The organism is Streptomyces zaomyceticus (genome assembly GCF_014656215.1).
Taxonomy (GTDB): domain Bacteria; phylum Actinomycetota; class Actinomycetes; order Streptomycetales; family Streptomycetaceae; genus Streptomyces; species Streptomyces zaomyceticus.
Map to the genome: position 1 here is coordinate 227,184 of NZ_BNBZ01000008.1, position 15,082 is coordinate 242,265.

9 protein-coding genes are annotated in these 15,082 nt (G+C 75.1%); 4 read left to right on the forward strand and 5 right to left on the reverse strand.

Going from position 1 to position 15,082, the window contains the following annotated elements; genetic code table 11:
- Window positions 1-53: 53 nt before the first annotated feature.
- Both IE311_RS14000 and IE311_RS14005 read right to left on the reverse strand, forming a co-directional pair.
- Complete coding sequence (locus IE311_RS14000) at window positions 54-1,715, reverse strand: class I adenylate-forming enzyme family protein (protein ID WP_189831971.1); 1,662 nt, start codon at window positions 1,713-1,715, stop codon at window positions 54-56.
- Window positions 1,712-3,559, reverse strand: coding sequence for a CoA transferase (locus IE311_RS14005; RefSeq protein ID WP_189831972.1), 1,848 nt, complete (start codon window positions 3,557-3,559; stop codon window positions 1,712-1,714). Before IE311_RS14005 ends, IE311_RS14000 begins: the two co-directional genes overlap by 4 nt.
- A gap of 142 nt (window positions 3,560-3,701) precedes the next feature.
- Between IE311_RS14005 and IE311_RS14010 the strand changes: the two genes are divergently transcribed.
- Entirely contained in the window at window positions 3,702-4,886 is a 1,185-nt protein-coding gene (locus IE311_RS14010; RefSeq protein ID WP_229901906.1) for an acyl-CoA dehydrogenase family protein, read from the forward strand.
- A gap of 154 nt (window positions 4,887-5,040) precedes the next feature.
- On the opposite strand, the gene IE311_RS14015 is transcribed toward IE311_RS14010, so the two are convergent.
- Window positions 5,041-6,261 carry a sugar ABC transporter permease gene (locus tag IE311_RS14015; protein ID WP_308439809.1) on the reverse strand — a complete coding sequence of 407 codons (1,221 nt, stop codon included), beginning with the start codon at window positions 6,259-6,261 and terminating at the stop codon, window positions 5,041-5,043.
- Window positions 6,258-7,475 (reverse strand): MFS transporter, encoded by a 1,218-nt coding sequence (locus tag IE311_RS14020; protein ID WP_229901915.1) that lies wholly within the window; start codon window positions 7,473-7,475, stop codon window positions 6,258-6,260. Before IE311_RS14020 ends, IE311_RS14015 begins: the two co-directional genes overlap by 4 nt.
- 238 nt (window positions 7,476-7,713) lie before the next feature.
- On the opposite strand from IE311_RS14020, the gene IE311_RS14025 reads away from it, so the two are divergent.
- From IE311_RS14025 to IE311_RS14035, 3 genes are all read left to right on the forward strand, one after another.
- Window positions 7,714-8,493 carry a hypothetical protein gene (locus IE311_RS14025; protein ID WP_308439810.1) on the forward strand — a complete coding sequence of 260 codons (780 nt, stop codon included), beginning with the start codon at window positions 7,714-7,716 and terminating at the stop codon, window positions 8,491-8,493.
- Between the two features lie 137 nt (window positions 8,494-8,630).
- Entirely contained in the window at window positions 8,631-9,314 is a 684-nt protein-coding gene (locus tag IE311_RS14030; RefSeq protein WP_189831975.1) for a sigma-70 family RNA polymerase sigma factor, read from the forward strand.
- Between the two features lie 332 nt (window positions 9,315-9,646).
- Window positions 9,647-9,946, forward strand: a complete 300-nt coding sequence (locus tag IE311_RS14035) for a hypothetical protein (RefSeq protein ID WP_189831976.1) — start codon at window positions 9,647-9,649, stop codon at window positions 9,944-9,946.
- A gap of 7 nt (window positions 9,947-9,953) precedes the next feature.
- On the opposite strand, the gene IE311_RS14040 is transcribed toward IE311_RS14035, so the two are convergent.
- Entirely contained in the window at window positions 9,954-14,951 is a 4,998-nt protein-coding gene (locus IE311_RS14040) for a DNA repair ATPase (RefSeq protein WP_189831977.1), read from the reverse strand.
- Between the last annotated feature and the right edge of the window lie 131 nt (window positions 14,952-15,082).

A 15,082-nucleotide genomic window follows, 5' to 3' on the forward strand; every position in this document is an offset into this window, starting at 1 on the left:
TCCGTTCATGCCGTCCTACGGTCGCCGCGTGACGCGGTCACGCGGTCACGCGGTCACGCCTTGACGAGGGCGGCGCCCCGCTCCTCCTCGACCCGGCGCCGCAGGGCCGCGCGGTCGGGTTTGCCGGCCGCGGTGAGCGGGAGTTCCGGCAGGACGAGCAGGTGCTCCGGGTGCTTGTGCCGGTCGAGACCCCGCGTCGCCAGATGGCCGCCGAGGTCGTCCAGGCTCGGGCTCCGTGCCCCCTTGGCCACCAGGCAGGCGGCGAGCCGCTCCCCCATCAGCGGGTCGGGCACGCCCACGCACACCACGTCGCGGACCTGCGGGTGGGAGGTGAGTTCACGCTCGACCTCGGCGGGGCTGATGTTGGCGCCACCGCGTATCACCACGTCCTTGAGGCGCCCGACGACGTGCAGCACGCCCTCCTCGTCGAAGTGTCCGAGGTCGCCGGTGCGGACCCAGCCCTCCGTCGTGCGGTAGCGGGCGTCGAGGTCCGGTGAGGCCACGTAGCAGAGCGGGGTCATCGGGCCGCGCGAGACGATCTCGCCGATCCGCCCGTCGGGCAGCGGTTCGTGGGTGTCGGGGTCGGCGATGCGGATCTCGGCGACCCGGGGGTCGGGTCTACCGGCGACGACGCCGGAGCGGTCGGTGGGCGGGACGGTGTGGTGCAGTCCGGTGTGGCAGTTGACGCCGTCCGCCGACCCGTACAGGTTGACGACGGGACAGCCGAACGCCTCGGCCGCCGCCCGCGCGGTGGCCTCGTCGAGCGGCGCGCCGCCCAGGACGAGCGCGGTGGGCGCCGCCGGGAGGGCCCCGGCCCCCTCCTCCATGGCCTCCAGCATCATCCGGATCATGGTGGGGACGCCGAGGACATGGGTGGGGGCGTGTTCCCGTACGGCCGCCAGTGCCGCCTCGGGGGTGAAGTGGTCGAGCAGGACGAGGGTGCCGCCGTGACGGGCGAGCGTGACGGCCGTGCCGTTCGAGCCGAAGGCCGAACCGAGCGGGACGAGGAAGAGACAGCGGGGCGGAGTGTCGTCGGGCATGAGGGAGGCGAGGAAGTTGCCGCGCCCGCCCGCCAGGGCGTTGTGGGAGTACGCGATCATCTTCGGCTCCGCCTCCGACCCCGAGGAGACGAGGATCCGCGCGGCGCTGTCGGGGTCCGGCCTCGCCGGGACGAACCCGGTGGGGTCGGTGCGGAGCAGCTGCGCCAGCGGAATCGTTCCCTCGGGCGCGCTGCCGGGTCCGGCGGCGATCACGTGCCTCAGCGCGGGCAGGGCCGGCGCGAGGGCGTGGAGCTCGGCCGCGTGGGTCAGGCCCCTGTGCTCGGTGGCGGCGACGACGGCCACGGCCTCCGACCGCCGCAGCAGGCTCTCGGCCTCCGCGGCCCCGCGTCCGGCGGGGAAGGGCAGCGCGATCGCCCCCAGGGCCGCGAGGGCGAGATCGGCGACGACGGCGTTGCGGTGGTTGGGGAGCTGTACGGCGACGACGTCCCCGGCGCCGATACCGAGGCCGCGCAGGCCCTCGGCCAGACATCGGACCTTGCGGTCGAGGGCGGTGTAACAGAGTCTTCCCTTGGCGTCGATGACGGCCGTCCGGTGCAGGTCGGCGATCTGCCGGGCCCGGAACAGGCTGTACAGGTCGAGGTCCGGGCAGGTGCCGTCCACCACCCAGGAGCGGCGGAGCCGGGCGGGCAGCAGGTCGGTCAGGGTGACGGTCACGCGAAGCTCCAGGGGTCGGGAACGGCGGGGGCGCCGTGCGCGTCCCGGCCGATCGGGCCGGACAGGCGCGGGTCGTGGTGCAGGCCGGACAGACCGGACAGATCTGTGGTGACCGGGGTGGCCGTCAGCCCGTGGGAACGCAGCTGGTCCAGGGCGTCCTCCGTGCACATTCCCCGGACGTCGTACGCGGTGGCGGCCGGGGCGGAGGCGTCGCTCGGGGCGATCCAGCCGTCGGAGGTCCACAGGGGATGCCGGAAGCCGCCGGGCCGGCGCGGGTCCTGGCCGAGGGCCGCTCGCCGCAGGGCGGGAGCGAGCAGGGTGTCGGCCGCGCCGAGCAGCGAGGAGTCGACCCGTACGCCGTGGCCGGTGCGCTCGCGCAGCAGGAGTCCGGCGAGGACGGCCTCGGTGCCGTGCAGGCCGCCCAGGACGTCGAGGAGTGTCATCAGCGACGGTACCGGCGGCTCGTCCGCCGGGTGGACGGCCTCGCCCACGCCGGTGCGGGCCTGGACCATGAAGTCGGTGCCCATCGGGGCGCCGTCGATCCTGTCCGCCCAGCCGCCGGTGTAGGCGTACACGAGGGCCGGGTTGGCGGCGGCCAGGTGCTCCGCGTCGAGTTCGAGTGCGGCGGCCTTGCCCGGAGCCCAGTTGTGGAGGAACACATCGGCGTCGGAGGCGAGTGCGCGCAGTGCGCGGCGGCCGTCGGGCGACTTGATGTCGATCTCGACGGCCTCCTTGCCACGGTTGAGCGCCAGCCAGCGGGCGGAGACGCCGTCGCAGGCGGGCGGCATCCCGCGCAGCGGGTCCCCGCCCGGCGGCTCGACTCTGATCACCCGCGCCCCGAGCAGCCCCAGCAGATGGGCGGCGAGGGGTGCCTGGATACGGCGACCCGCCTCGAGGACCGTCAGGCCGGACAGTGGCCGGCCCGCCGGAGGAGGCCCTGCGGTAGCTGTGACACCCGCCCCCAGCGTGGTCAGGGTCCACGGGGCGGCGCCGTCGTCCTCTCCGGCCCGTTCGGCGAGCGTGCGCAGTCGGCACACCTCCGCGCCGGAGACCGCGGCCGCCTGCCGGACGCGCTCCCAGGTCTTGCCCCGGGTCACCTCGTGGAGGGCGACCGGGAACGGCGCGCAGGCGGTGGCGTACCGGAGCTGGAAGGGCCGCCAGCCCGCCCGTATGGCGTCGGCGGGGGCCTCGAGGGCGCGCCAGAACGCCGCCCAGTCCCCGGGGTCGAGCGTCTCCAGCTCGAAGAGGACACCGTCGGAGGAGGTGAACGGCGGTCCGCCGGGGGCGGGTTCGACGGCTTCCGGCTCGTCGGCCCCGGCGGCGGCGAGGTACTGGGAGACGGCGAGAAGCCCGGCGCGGTCGGCCGTCGTGCCGACCCGCGGCGCGGGGCCGCCTCGGGCCTGGCCCACGAGTCCGGCGAGCAGGCCCTGGACGGTGAGCACACCGGTGGCGGTCGCCAGGAGGTCGACGCCGAGGCCGCGCGGGGACCCGTGGCGGCGGCCGTGCACGGCCATCACACCGGTGGCGGCCTGGGCGGTGGCCTCGTCCTCGATGCCGGAGCCGCGCGCGCCCCAGGCGGTGCGGGCCGTGACGGGCGCGAATCCCGCTCCGCCGAGAGCGATCTCGCCGGCGTCCGCGTCGTCCGAAGTGCCGCCGGTATCGCCGGTGTCCACGTTCTGTGCGCGTGCTCCGAGCCGTCTCAGGTGGTCGGCGACGACCCGGGTCAGGGCCGGAGGCCCGGCGAGGTCGAACCGCAGCGCGTCGAGCGGACGCCCGTCCTCGGTCGGAACCCGGACGTCGAGCGGGCTGCGGACCACGGTGTGCGCGGTCGCTGGTGACGCCATGCCTCTCCTCTCCTGGCGCGGCGACGGCCGCGCGCGGGGACTGTCTCGATCGCGGGAACCGGCGGGCCGGTGCGCCCGACCACTTCCACGGGCAGGCAGTCGGACGCGTGTTCTGTCGAGTTCCCGGGAGAGGGAGGAAACCGTGATCGATCATGACGTAACGGATGTCGACCTGCTGCGGAAGCGGCTGTCCGCGTTCGTCCGCGACCGGGTGTTCCCGTGCGAGCCCCTGCTCGACGCGGGCGGGCCGTCCGCCGCGATCCAGCGGGACCGGCTGCGCGCGGAGGCGCGTGAGGCAGGGCTGTGGGCGCTGCCCCTGCCGTCCGAACTGGGAGGCGGTGGACTGTCGTTGAGCGCCTATGGCGCGCTGGCCGAGACGGAGGGCGCCAGTGACCACGGTCCGGCCGCCGTGGGTTCGGCGTCCCTGCTCGATGCGACCATGCTGACCCGGCACGCTTCGCCGCGGGTGCGGACCGAGCGACTCCCCGGCCTGGTCTCCGGGGAGCTCCGCACCTGTTACGCGATGACGGAGCCGGACACGCCCGGCACCGAGCCCACGCTCGCGTCGACCCGGGCCGAGCGACGGCCCGGAGGCGGCTGGAGCGTCACGGGCCGGAAGTGGTTCGTGTCGAACGCGGCCGACGCGGACCTGGTGACCGTGCTCGCCCGCACGAGCGGATCGGCCGGTGACCGCGAGGGCCTGTCACTGATCCTCGTGCCCACCCGCTCCCCCGGCTTCCGGGTCGTGCGCGAGCTCCCCGTCCTGGGGGCCACCGGACAGTACGAGATCGAGTTCGACCGGGTCGAGGTCGACGAGGACCATGTCGTCGGCGAGCCCGGGCGTGCGCTCGCCGTCGCGGGAGAGCGTCTCCAACTGGGCCGCACCCTGCGGGCGTTGCGCTGGGTCGGCCAGGCACAGCGGGCCTTCGACCTGATGTGCGAGCGCGCCGGCGCGCGGCAGGGCATCCGAGGGCCGTTCGCCGACCGCCAGCTCGTCCAACAGCATGTCTTCGAGGCGCTGTTGGCGCTGCGGACCACGCGACCGCTCGTGCACGAGGCGATGGCGCTGGTCGCCGAGGGCCGGGACGCCCAGGTGGAGGTGGGCCTGGCGAAGACGGCGGCGGCCCGCACCCTCCAGGATGTCGCGGACCGCGCCGTCCAGGTCTTCGGCGCCGCCGGCCTCGGTCCGGACACGCCGCTTCCCGCGCTGTTCCGCACGGGGCGGACGGCCCGGATCCTCGACGGTCCCGACGAGCAGCACATCGCGTCGGTCGCCCGGCGCGTGCTGCGGAGCCGGCGGGACCGGGCCGTCGTGCCCGGCAGCTGAGGCCGGGCCCCGCCGCCCTGCCCGGCCGAGGTCGAGCCGGTGGTCGCACGGCCCGAGGTCGACCCGGTGTTCACACCTGATCGAGGTCGACCCGGCCCTCGTCCGTGCCCGAGGTCGACCCGGTCTTCATCCGTGCCCGAGGTCGATCGGACCGTCACACCTCGCCGAGGTCGACGCGGCCGAGGAGCGCGGAGAGGCCGAGAGCCAGGAAGAAGTCGCCCCAGACCAGTTCGTGCCGGACGGCCGTACCACCGGGCGCGTCGTAGCAGCCGTCGAGGAGCATGCCGACCGGCCGAGGACCGCCCGGCCGCGTGAGGTGGGCGTCCGCGAGCCGGTGCAGGACGGCCACCGCTCGGGCCGCGCACGCGGATGCCGAGGGCACCCCGGGAACGAGCGCGAGCTTCAGCAGGGCGACCGCGGTGATGGCCGCGGCGGAGGTGTCACGAGGACCGTCGGGGTGCCGGGTCTCGGCGGGCGGGACGAGCGGGCCGGTGAGGAACTCGCAGCGTTCGATGAGCAGTTCGGCCGCCTCGGTCAGCAGCCCGGAGCCCCCCGAGGGAGTCCCCCCGAGGAGCAGGCCGTCCGCGACCGCGAGGAGGAGCCAGGCCTCGCCGCGGGTCCAGCCGGGGGCCGGCTCCGGTTCGGGCTCCCAGTCGTGCTTGTCGTTCCTGCGCCAGGACGGGCGGGGCCTCCGGGAGCCCTCGCCGGGCAGGCACAGCTCCAGGTGGCGGTGCAGATGCGCGACGGCGGCCGCCCGGCCCTCGGGCCCCGCGGACGCCAGCAGGGGCACGAGGCCGGGGACTCCGTCCGCCCGCGCCCGCAGCCGGGGCCCGCCGAGAGCCGCGCCCCAGGGGACCAGGCCGAGCTTCGGCTCCCAGGCGGCGAGGGCGGCCCGCGCCGCCCGCTCGCGCAGGACTCCGGCGGCCTCGTCCCCGGTGGCCAGGGCGGTGCCGTACCAGAGGATGAGGCCTCGGGTCGCGGTGTCGGCGTCGGTCCAGGGGGCGAGCCCGGCGGTGGCGGCGGCCGCCGCCGAGCGATGCCCGTCGCCCTCGGTGTGGCGGGCGCGCAGCCACAGGAGCCCCGCCCAGAAGCCGCCGGTCCACGACCCTCGTCCGGTGGTCGTCCAACGGCCGTCGGCGGGGTCCGCGTACAGCGGGAAACGGGCGCCCACCTGCTCGGCCGTCTGCCCGACCCGCCGGGACAGCCGGTCGAGAGCCTCCTCGACCCAGCCGCCGTGCACACCGGAGAGCTCCGGGTCGGGGTGCGCTCCGGAGCGCCCCGGGCCGAGGTGCGCTCCGGACCGCCCCGGCTCGTCCTCGACGCCGCTCCGCCCCCACCCGTCGTCCAGGTCCCTCCGCCCGCGCTCCTCGCTCACGCCGGAGCACCCGCCCTCGTACGGCGCTCCCGCAGCGCCCATACCAGGGCGACGGCAGCCGCGACGGCGAACTCCACCGCGACCAGGATCCAGCCCTGCCCGTACCGACCGCGCTCCGCGAGCAGCCCGAACAGCGGGGGCCCCAGGGCGAAACCGGCGAAGAACCCGGCGGCGACCAGCGCGGAGTCCCGGCCCGCGCGACCGGGCGCCGCCCGCTGCATCACCAGCACCATCGAGACCGCGTTGCCGGAGACGGCGAACACTCCGACCGCGACGGCCGCCACCCAGACGAGGGGCTCGGCGCGGAGGGCCGCGGCAAGGAGCAGGGCCGCGGCCACGGCCCCGCCCGCGAGCAGGCCCGGCAGCCAGGGCGCCCGGCCTGGTGTGGCGGCGCGCGACCAGCCGACGCGCCCCGCGATCCCGGCGACGCCCAGGACGGCGACCAGCGCCCCCGCCACGGCCGGGCCCATGCCCAGCCGCTGGGCACCGAAGAGGGAGAGGTAGGTGTTGACGGAGGCGATGCCCGCCCCCAGGAAGAGCGAGAAGGCCGCGAGCCACCGCACGAGCCCACCGGCTCGGGACGGTGCACCCAGGGCGGCGCCGCCCTTCGGCGGCGCGTCGGCCGGCAGCGCGCGCCATGCCCACACGGCGGCGAGGAGCGACGATCCGGCCGCCACCCACACCGCTCCGCGCCAGCCGATCACTCCCGCCGCGGCGGCGAGCGGCAGCCCGGCCGCGAAGGCGCCGAGCTGGACCCCGGACTGCTTGGTGCCGGTCACCGCGCCCCGCCTCGGTGCGGGGACCGCGGCCAGAATCGCCTTGTTCGTCGCCGGGTTGGCGAGGGCCTGCGGGAGTCCGCCGAGCGCCACGGCCACGAGCAGCAGGGCCGGGCCCGGGGACGCGCCGATCAGGGCGAGCGCCCCCGCCGAGGTGCCGAGCAGCGTCACGAGGGCGCGGCGCGGGCCGACCCGGTCCACGATCCGGCCGCCGGCGGGCGACAGCACGGCGGCCGTGCCGAACCCCACGGTGGTCGTCAGACCGAGGAGCGTCTCCGAGACACCGAGCCGGTCGACGAGACGCGGGCCGAGCGCCCCGATCAGGAAGAGCTGCATCATCGAGAAGGCCATGGCCGTCGTCAGGAGGGCGGTCAGCCCGGGCACCGTGCCACCTGGGACCCCGCCCGGTGCGGCCTCCGCCGTCTCCGCGCCCTTCACGCTCCTCACGTGGTGCCCCCTCCCCGTTCGACGGCCGGTCCCTCCGTCGTCGACCTCCAGAAGTCGTTCCGAGCCACCGTCGGGTTCCCGAGACGCTCTTGTGGGACGCACCACAGTCGCGTACGCATGACACGACAGGTCGAAGGGGGCGGCCTCGGCGCGAGCTTGCCCGCCCTGAGGACTCCGGAGAGAGTGCGAGGATGGGCGGGCCATGACACCGGGCCGATGTTCGCGAGGAGTGCGGGCCGCGACATTCGCGGCCGTCTGTGTGCTGCTCGCGGCCACCGGCCACATCGTCATGTCGGGCCGGGCCGTGCCCGGTTGGACGCTGCTCCTCGCCTTCGCGGTCACCATGACGGCGGCCTGGGGCCTCGCGGCCCGCGAACGCGGTCTGCTCGCCGTCACGACGGCCACCGTCGCGGTCCAGGGCCTGCTGCACTCGGTGTTCTCCTGGGCCCAGTCGCCCGTCGTCGCCGTACCCACGGCGTCCGCTCCCGGCGCGTCCGCTCCCACAGCGACGGATCACGCGCGCATGGGCCACATGGATCACATGAACCCCCTGGGACACGGCGGAACGGCGCACGGCGCCATGGGCCACGGGGTCACCGGACACGAGGCCATGGGCCACGGCCTCATGGGGCACGGGGTCACGGGACACGGGCTCGTCGCGCAGGCCGGGACGGCCGTCGCCGAGACTCCCGCCGCCCACGACATGACAGACATCGCCTCGTCCTCCGGCATGCTGTCGGCGCACCTCCTGGCCGCACTGCTCAGCGGTCTGTGGATGGCGTACGGCGAACGGGCCGCGTTCCGTCTGCTGCGGGCCCTTCCCGCGGCGCTCCTGCGCCCCCTGTGGTTCCCGGCCCTGTGGACCCTGTTCGCCGCCGTCGTCCCCGTACCCCGGGACAGGCTCCGTCTGCGTCCGGTGCGCGCCGGTGACGAGCGTGCCCCACGGCGACTCCTCCTCGCCCATTCCGTCATCTCCCGAGGTCCCCCACGGGCGTTCGCTGTCCACTGACAGCTGGATCCCCGAGCACGACGGCGCGGTGCCGTCGCTCGGGCATCGGCCGCGCCCTTCCGGCCCGGCCGTACCCGTCACCGGCGCCGCGCTTCACGCGCCGCCGGATTCCCCTTGCCTCGTAAGGACTTGTGGCGATGACTCCTGCCCACGACACCCTCCACCAGGGACCGACGAGACCGTCCCGCCCCACGCACACGGCCGACTCCGACGCGGCGACGACCCTGCTCGCGCTGGCGGCCAGGGACGGCGATCCCGCCAAGGCCGACCTCTTCGTCCGTGCCCTGCACCACGACGTGCGGCGGTACGTGACGTACCTCAGCGCCGACCGTCAGGCCGCCGACGACCTCACCCAGGAGGTCTTCCTGCGCGCGCTGGCGTCGCTCCCCCGGTTCGAGGGCCGTTCCTCGGCCCGTACCTGGCTGCTGTCCATAGCCCGCAGGACCGTGGTCGACAGCCTGCGGCACGCGGCCGCCCGGCCCCGCCTCTCCGACCGCGACGACTGGCAGCGGGAGGCGGAGCACACCCAGCCCCGGGGCCTCCCCGGCTTCGAGGACGGCATCGCCCTCGCCGAGCTGCTGGCCGCCATCCCGGCGGAGCGGAAGGACGCCTTCGTCCTCACCCAACTCCTGGGCCTGCCTTATGCCGAGGCGGCCGAGGCCATCGGCTGTCCCGTCGGCACGGTCCGCTCGCGCGTCGCGCGGGCCCGCGCCTCGCTGGTCGATCTGCTGCGCGGCGAGGAGGCCCCTCGACCGGCGTCCGTACCGGCCGAGGGACCGATGCCGCGCAGGAGGTTCACCCGGGCACCCGCCCTCGCCTGACCTGCCGTGTCGTGCTGTGCCGTCGGGGTGCGGCGGTGCGGGGCCGCGGTGCTCCGCGGTCCCGCCCCGTCCCGGCGGCAGCCGCGAACGGGCGGAGGGGCGGGAATCCGAGCGTCCGGGGATCCGGGGATCCAGAGATCCGGGGATCCGGGGATCCGGGGATCCGGGGATCCAGGGGTCCGGGGATCAGGGTTCCGGGGATCCAGGGGTCCGGGGATCAGGGTTCCGGGGATCCAGGACCCGTGGAACCGAACCGCCCGTCCGTCCGACTCCTCCGGAGACGCGCGCCCGGGCCGAGGCGCGCGGAAGCCCGTGCGCCGGAGGGGTGGCTGATGGACGACGAGTCCCGGGAGTCCGGCTCGCGGGCGCGGACGGCGCCGCCCCGCGCCCTCTCGCCGCGGACGGCCGTGTGCGGCTTCCTCCTGCTCCTGGCCCTGGTCTTCGCTGGGTCGTACGCGCTCGGAGCGGCCGTCGGCCCGATCGGCCCGGGCGCCCGCCCGAACCCCGCCCCGGCATCGGTCTCCACACCGGCTTCGGCACCGGCCTCGCCCCCGAGCGGTACCCCCGGAGCGGGCGTCGCGCCGGCGGAGACCGACGCCACGGGTCATCCGCACGGGGGCGGCCACCGGTGACCGCTCCTCACTCGGACGCGGGTGTCGTGGTGGGGCGGGCGAGCAGCCGGCGCGGATCGGCCGCCCGCGTGATCGCCGTCTCGACGGCCGTGATGCGGTCGGCGAGCAGCCCGAGGGCGGCGACCGCCCGCGTCAGCGGGTCGTCCTCGGCGCCTCCGAGCATCCTGGTGCGGGCGTGGGCGGCGATGATCTCCGCCCAGCGCTCGGCCTGAGAGACCGTCATCGTGTCGCGGATGAGCGCGAGTCGGAGGAGGTTCGCCTCGGCTTCGGTGGTGAGCGTCTGAGCCTCGGCCGTGTAGTGGTCGTCGACGACGGCGGCGAGTTCGGCGTCGTTCATCGCGGGAGCGAGGCGGGTCGTGATCTTGTTCATGTTCCGGTACGAGCCCTGGAGCCGGAAGGGCGGCTCGGTGCGGGTCGAGTCCGAGCGGGCGGCGGACGCGATGTAGGCCGCGTTGACCGCGAGGACGGTCTCACGGGCCGCGAGCAGGTGGCGCAGGACGGCGAGGACACGGTCGAGTTCGGCGGGGGCGTAGGGATGGGCGAGGCGGTCCCGGCGTGCCGTGGGGTCGTCCCCCGCCAGGCGGGTGAGCAGTTCCAGGTCGGCGCGGTCGCGTCCCGCGAGCGGGGCCAGGACGGGGTGGGACGTGAGGGCGTTCTCGACGAAGCTGAGGGCGAAGGCCGCCTCCTTGCCGCTGAGCACGTCGCCGAGGTTCCAGACGTCGGCGCGGTTGGCGAGCATGTCGGGGATCCGGAAGCGTTCCCCCGACTCCGTGTAGGGGTTTCCCGCCATGCAGACGGCGAAGCGCTTGCCCCGCAGGTCGTGGCCGGCGAGCGTCCGGGTGGCGTCGCAGAGGGGGATGAACTTCTGGAGGAGCTCCGGTGAGCAGTGCTGGATGTCGTCCACGTACAGCAGGACGTTGTTGGCCGCCGCCAGGGCGAACGAGATCTTCTCCAGTTCCCTGCGCGCGGCGGCGTCGGGCGCCTCGTGCGGGTCGAGCGAGGTCGTGGTCCGGCCGAGGGCGGGGCCGTCGATCCTGACCAGGAGGAGCCCGAGGCGGTCGGCGACGTACTCGATCAGGGTCGTCTTGCCGTACCCCGGCGGGGAGAGGAGCAGGAGCAGCCCGTGGGAGTCGGTGCGCCTGGCGTCGCCGGCGGCCCCTATCTGCTTGGCGAGGTTGTCGCCGATCAGGGGGAGGTAGACCTCGTCGACGAGCCGGTTGCGGACGAACGAGGACATGACCCTCGGCCGGTACTCGTCCAGCCTCAGCCGGGCGCGTTCGGCCGCGACGAGGGCGGCCCGGTTCCGCTGGTAGGCACGGAAGGCAGGCACGTCCTCCGTCGCGAACCCGGTTGTGCTGAAAAGGAATTCATCGAGTCGCAGTTCCAACACCCCGCCCCGCACCCGTGGATGGGTACCCAGGAGGCCGGTGACCTTCGTCGTGGTGGCGGCGTCCACCACATATCGGTCGAGTTCCGGGGTGAGTTCGACGGCCACCGCCTCGACGAGCACGCCGTCGTCCAGTGGTTCGCCGCAGGCCGAGGCGTACGCGCCCAGCCAGCCTTCGACGAGCTGCCGGCGGGCGGCGGGGTCCGTCAGGGCGGCGAGGTCGTCGTCGTAGGCCGAGCTGCCGACGGCCCTGCGGAACTTCTCCAGGAAGGTACGCGCGGCCTCGGACACGGCGAACCCCTGCGGCCCCGAGGCCAGTTCCTCCAGGAGATACGCGGCGGCCGCCGCGTCTCCGGTCTCGGCGGCCAGCTCGTGCCGGAGCCCGTCGACGGACGAGGCGGCTCCGAAGAGGTCCCGGGCGCGGGACAGGGAGACCGCCCGGCGGGTCCACTGCTCCCGGGCACCGGCCGCGGGGACGCCCGCCCAGAAGATCTGCGCCGTCGCCCGTGCCTCCGCCCGGTGGCCGAGCGGCCCGGCGTTCTCCCTCAGCGCGAGCACGGCTTCGAGGATGAGGAGCGCGTCGTGGTCGTGGACGCCTCGCTCGTATCCCTCGTCGTAGGCGGCGGACGCGGTTCTGCGCACGAGCCGGGCCAGGGACCTCTCCGAACCGTCGGCCCCGTCCGCTCCGTCCCCGGGGTCACCCGGTTCTCCGGTGCCTCCGGGGTCCGTCGGGCCCCCGGGGCCCCCGCCCGCCAGGGCGTCGGCGCCGTACTCGGCGAGGAGGCGGGCCGCCAGGTACTCCGAGCGGTAGACCTCGGGCGACTCGGACGGGAGCGTGCGGGCCCAGTACGGCCGGGTCGCGGCGAAGTCGGGGTCTTCCACGGGGGCGCGGTAGTCCGTACCGGTGACGGCGAAGGCAAGGGTGTCCCCGTACGGGACGAGTGTCAGCTCGGTGGCCTGCCGGTTGACGGCGAAGTGGTGCCGGCCGAGCCGGACGGTGTCGCCGCCGTCGGAGAACAGGTCGGTACGGTCCCGCAGCGCACGCCCGGCCTCCTGGCGGGCGGCGGTGAGCCGGCCCTCCAGCTCCTCCGCCCTGACCCGGTCGCCGAGCTCGCGGAGCTGCGCGCCGGTGCGGCGGACCCTGGCGACCATGGGGTCGGAGGCGAAGTACGTGTGCACCTCGTCCGGGCTTCCCAGGTCCGAGGCCCGTCGGGTGATCGCCTCGAGCACCCGGACCGCCGAGTCCGCCAGGCGTTCCGCACGCCGGGCGCGGGCGTCCTGGAGCGACTGCTTGCGTGCGGCGAAGGCGTCGTGGATCTCGGCGCGCCGCTCGGCGACGTCGGCGAGGAATCCGTCGTGCTCGGCGAACCGGGATTCGAGGTTCTCCAGCTGGAGCAGCAGACGGGCGAGCTGGTCGTCGCAGTGCTCGGGGGTGTCGGACGCCGTCAGGGCGCCGGTGACGGTCTGACCGAGCAGGGCGAGTTCGGCGGCGAACTCGGCCCGGCCCTCGCCCTCGAGGAGCTCCGCGCGCCGTGCGCCGAGGACGGCGCCGGCGCGGTTGGCCGCGCCCAGGACTCCGGCGATCCGCTCCAGGATCGAGGTGCGGACGGTGGCGTCACCGACGTCGAGGCCGGCCACGATCTCGCTCAGGGTGCGCAGCCCGGTGGTCAGGGCCTCGAGCCGCTCGCCGACGGGTCCCGCCTCGGCGACGGTGGCCAGCGCTCCGGCCTCGGCCTCGATCCGGCCCACCTCGGTGTGCTGGACGGCGAAGGCGTCGTCGCCCCGGAGAAGGGCGACGGCCCGCCGTGCCGCCGAGGTGATGTCGCCCTCGACGTCCCGGGCGAGGGCGTCGATGGCTGCGGTGTCGGCGTACCGCATCTCCTTGAGGGTGATCAACCGTCCTTGGGCACGCCGGAGTTCGGTGATCCGCGCGATCCACTCCTCGGCGGTGGCGGGCATCTCGCTGCGGACGAGCCGGACGAGCCTGCCGACGCGCTGCCCGGCTTCCTCCAGGGCCTCGGCCGCCTGCCGGGTCAGGGCGGTCACGGTCGCGAACTCGCCGAGAACCTGCTCGGCGGTGGCGCGCACCTCGCCGAGGGGTGTACGGAGGTCCCCGGCCTCCGGGGAGCCCAGCCAGTGGTGGGCGTCGCCCGCGCGGACGGAGGCGGTGACGAGTGCCTCGTACACCTCCCGGCTCGGGCTCGACTCGGTGGCCTGCCGGGCGATCGACAGGCAGTCGGAGATGCCCCGGACGAGGTCCGCGTTGCCGATCCGGGCCAGCGCCCCCTCCCCCGTACCGCTCGCGTGGGCGTGGGTGTCGGCGACGTACGGAGTGCGCCAGATCTGTACGGGGTGGACTCGGCCCGGCTCGCCGGTGGTGGTGCGCAGCACGAGCATCGTGCCGTCCTCGAAGAGCGCGTACCCGCCGCAGGTGAGCGGGGCCGCGATCTCCTTGCGGATGAGGTTGTACGGCAGGAGGAGGAAGCTGCCTTCGCGCTGGTCGTGGAAGACGTGGAGGAGGTCCTCGCCGTCGGGCGACCGGACCACCCGCTCGAAGGCGGGCCCGTCGGCCCCGGCGGGGCCGAGCGTCCCGGTGGCGGGGACCTTCCCGGTGCCGGAGGTCTTGCCGCTTCCGGAGGTCTCCGCCGTGGCGAACGTCCTGACCGTGCCGGAGCCGAGGCAGTATCCGCCGGGGAACACGATCCCTTCGTCCCCGGGCAGCCGAAGGCAGGCCTGCCCGATGCCGTCCACCCTGGTCACGGCCCCGGTCGGCGTGTTGACGACGAGGTGGCGGTACGCCTCCTCCTTGTACGGGCGGACGCGCACCAGGAGCAGATGCCCCACGACGGCGTACGAGACGTCGGCGTCGGCCAGGGACTGCAGGGGCTCGTCGACCGGCTCGGCGTAGACGCCCTCGTCCGTCTCGGTGTCGTTCTCGGTCTTGACCGTCAGCGTGCCGCCGGCCGTGGCGAGGAAGACACGGCCGCCGAGCGAGATGTGCGGGGTGCGGCCGGGTACGTGGTCGTCGCGGGTCGTCCCGATCCAGTCGACGTCGTGCGACGGCGGCAGGACGTGATCGCGTTCTCCGCGCGCGTCCAGGAACGCCGTCTCGCCCGACGGACCGACCGACCACCGCAGGACCCGGAGGTCGTCGGCCTGCTCCCCGACCCGGAAGACCGCGAGGATGCGGCCCTCCACACGGCGCAGGCGCACCAGGCGCGCACCCCTGAAGTAGCGGTGGAGCGCCGTGAACTCCCTTACGAACCCGGGGTCGTCGAGGAGTCCGGGGACGGCGTCGTCGGCCAGCGGGTTCAGGTCGCGGTCGTACAGGGTGAAGACCTCGGCGACCGGCCGCTCGGCGTTCCCCGCGGCGGGCGGCGTGTGACAGCCGAGGAGCAGGATGCCGTCGTGCCCCTCCCCGACGGCGACGACGTCCCGCGGCACCCCGTTGCGCTCGGTGAGCAGCCGGCCGGTGCCGGTGAGGTCGAGCTCGCCGGAGCCGAACTCGGCCGTGCGGGCCCGGTTCAACGCCTCTGCGCGCCGGGCCAGTTCGGCGGCCTGTCCGGCCAGCCGGTTGCGCAGCACGGCGTACGTGTCCTGGTCGATTCCGGCGCTCATCCGGCTCTGCTCCCCTGTGATGGTCCGCTCCGCGGTGCTGTGATGGATGGGGGTCCGGTGCCGTGGACTCCCCCCGGGCAGGGGGAGTCCACGGCACCGGCCCCTTGGTGACCGCACCCCCGTGGCGGTCA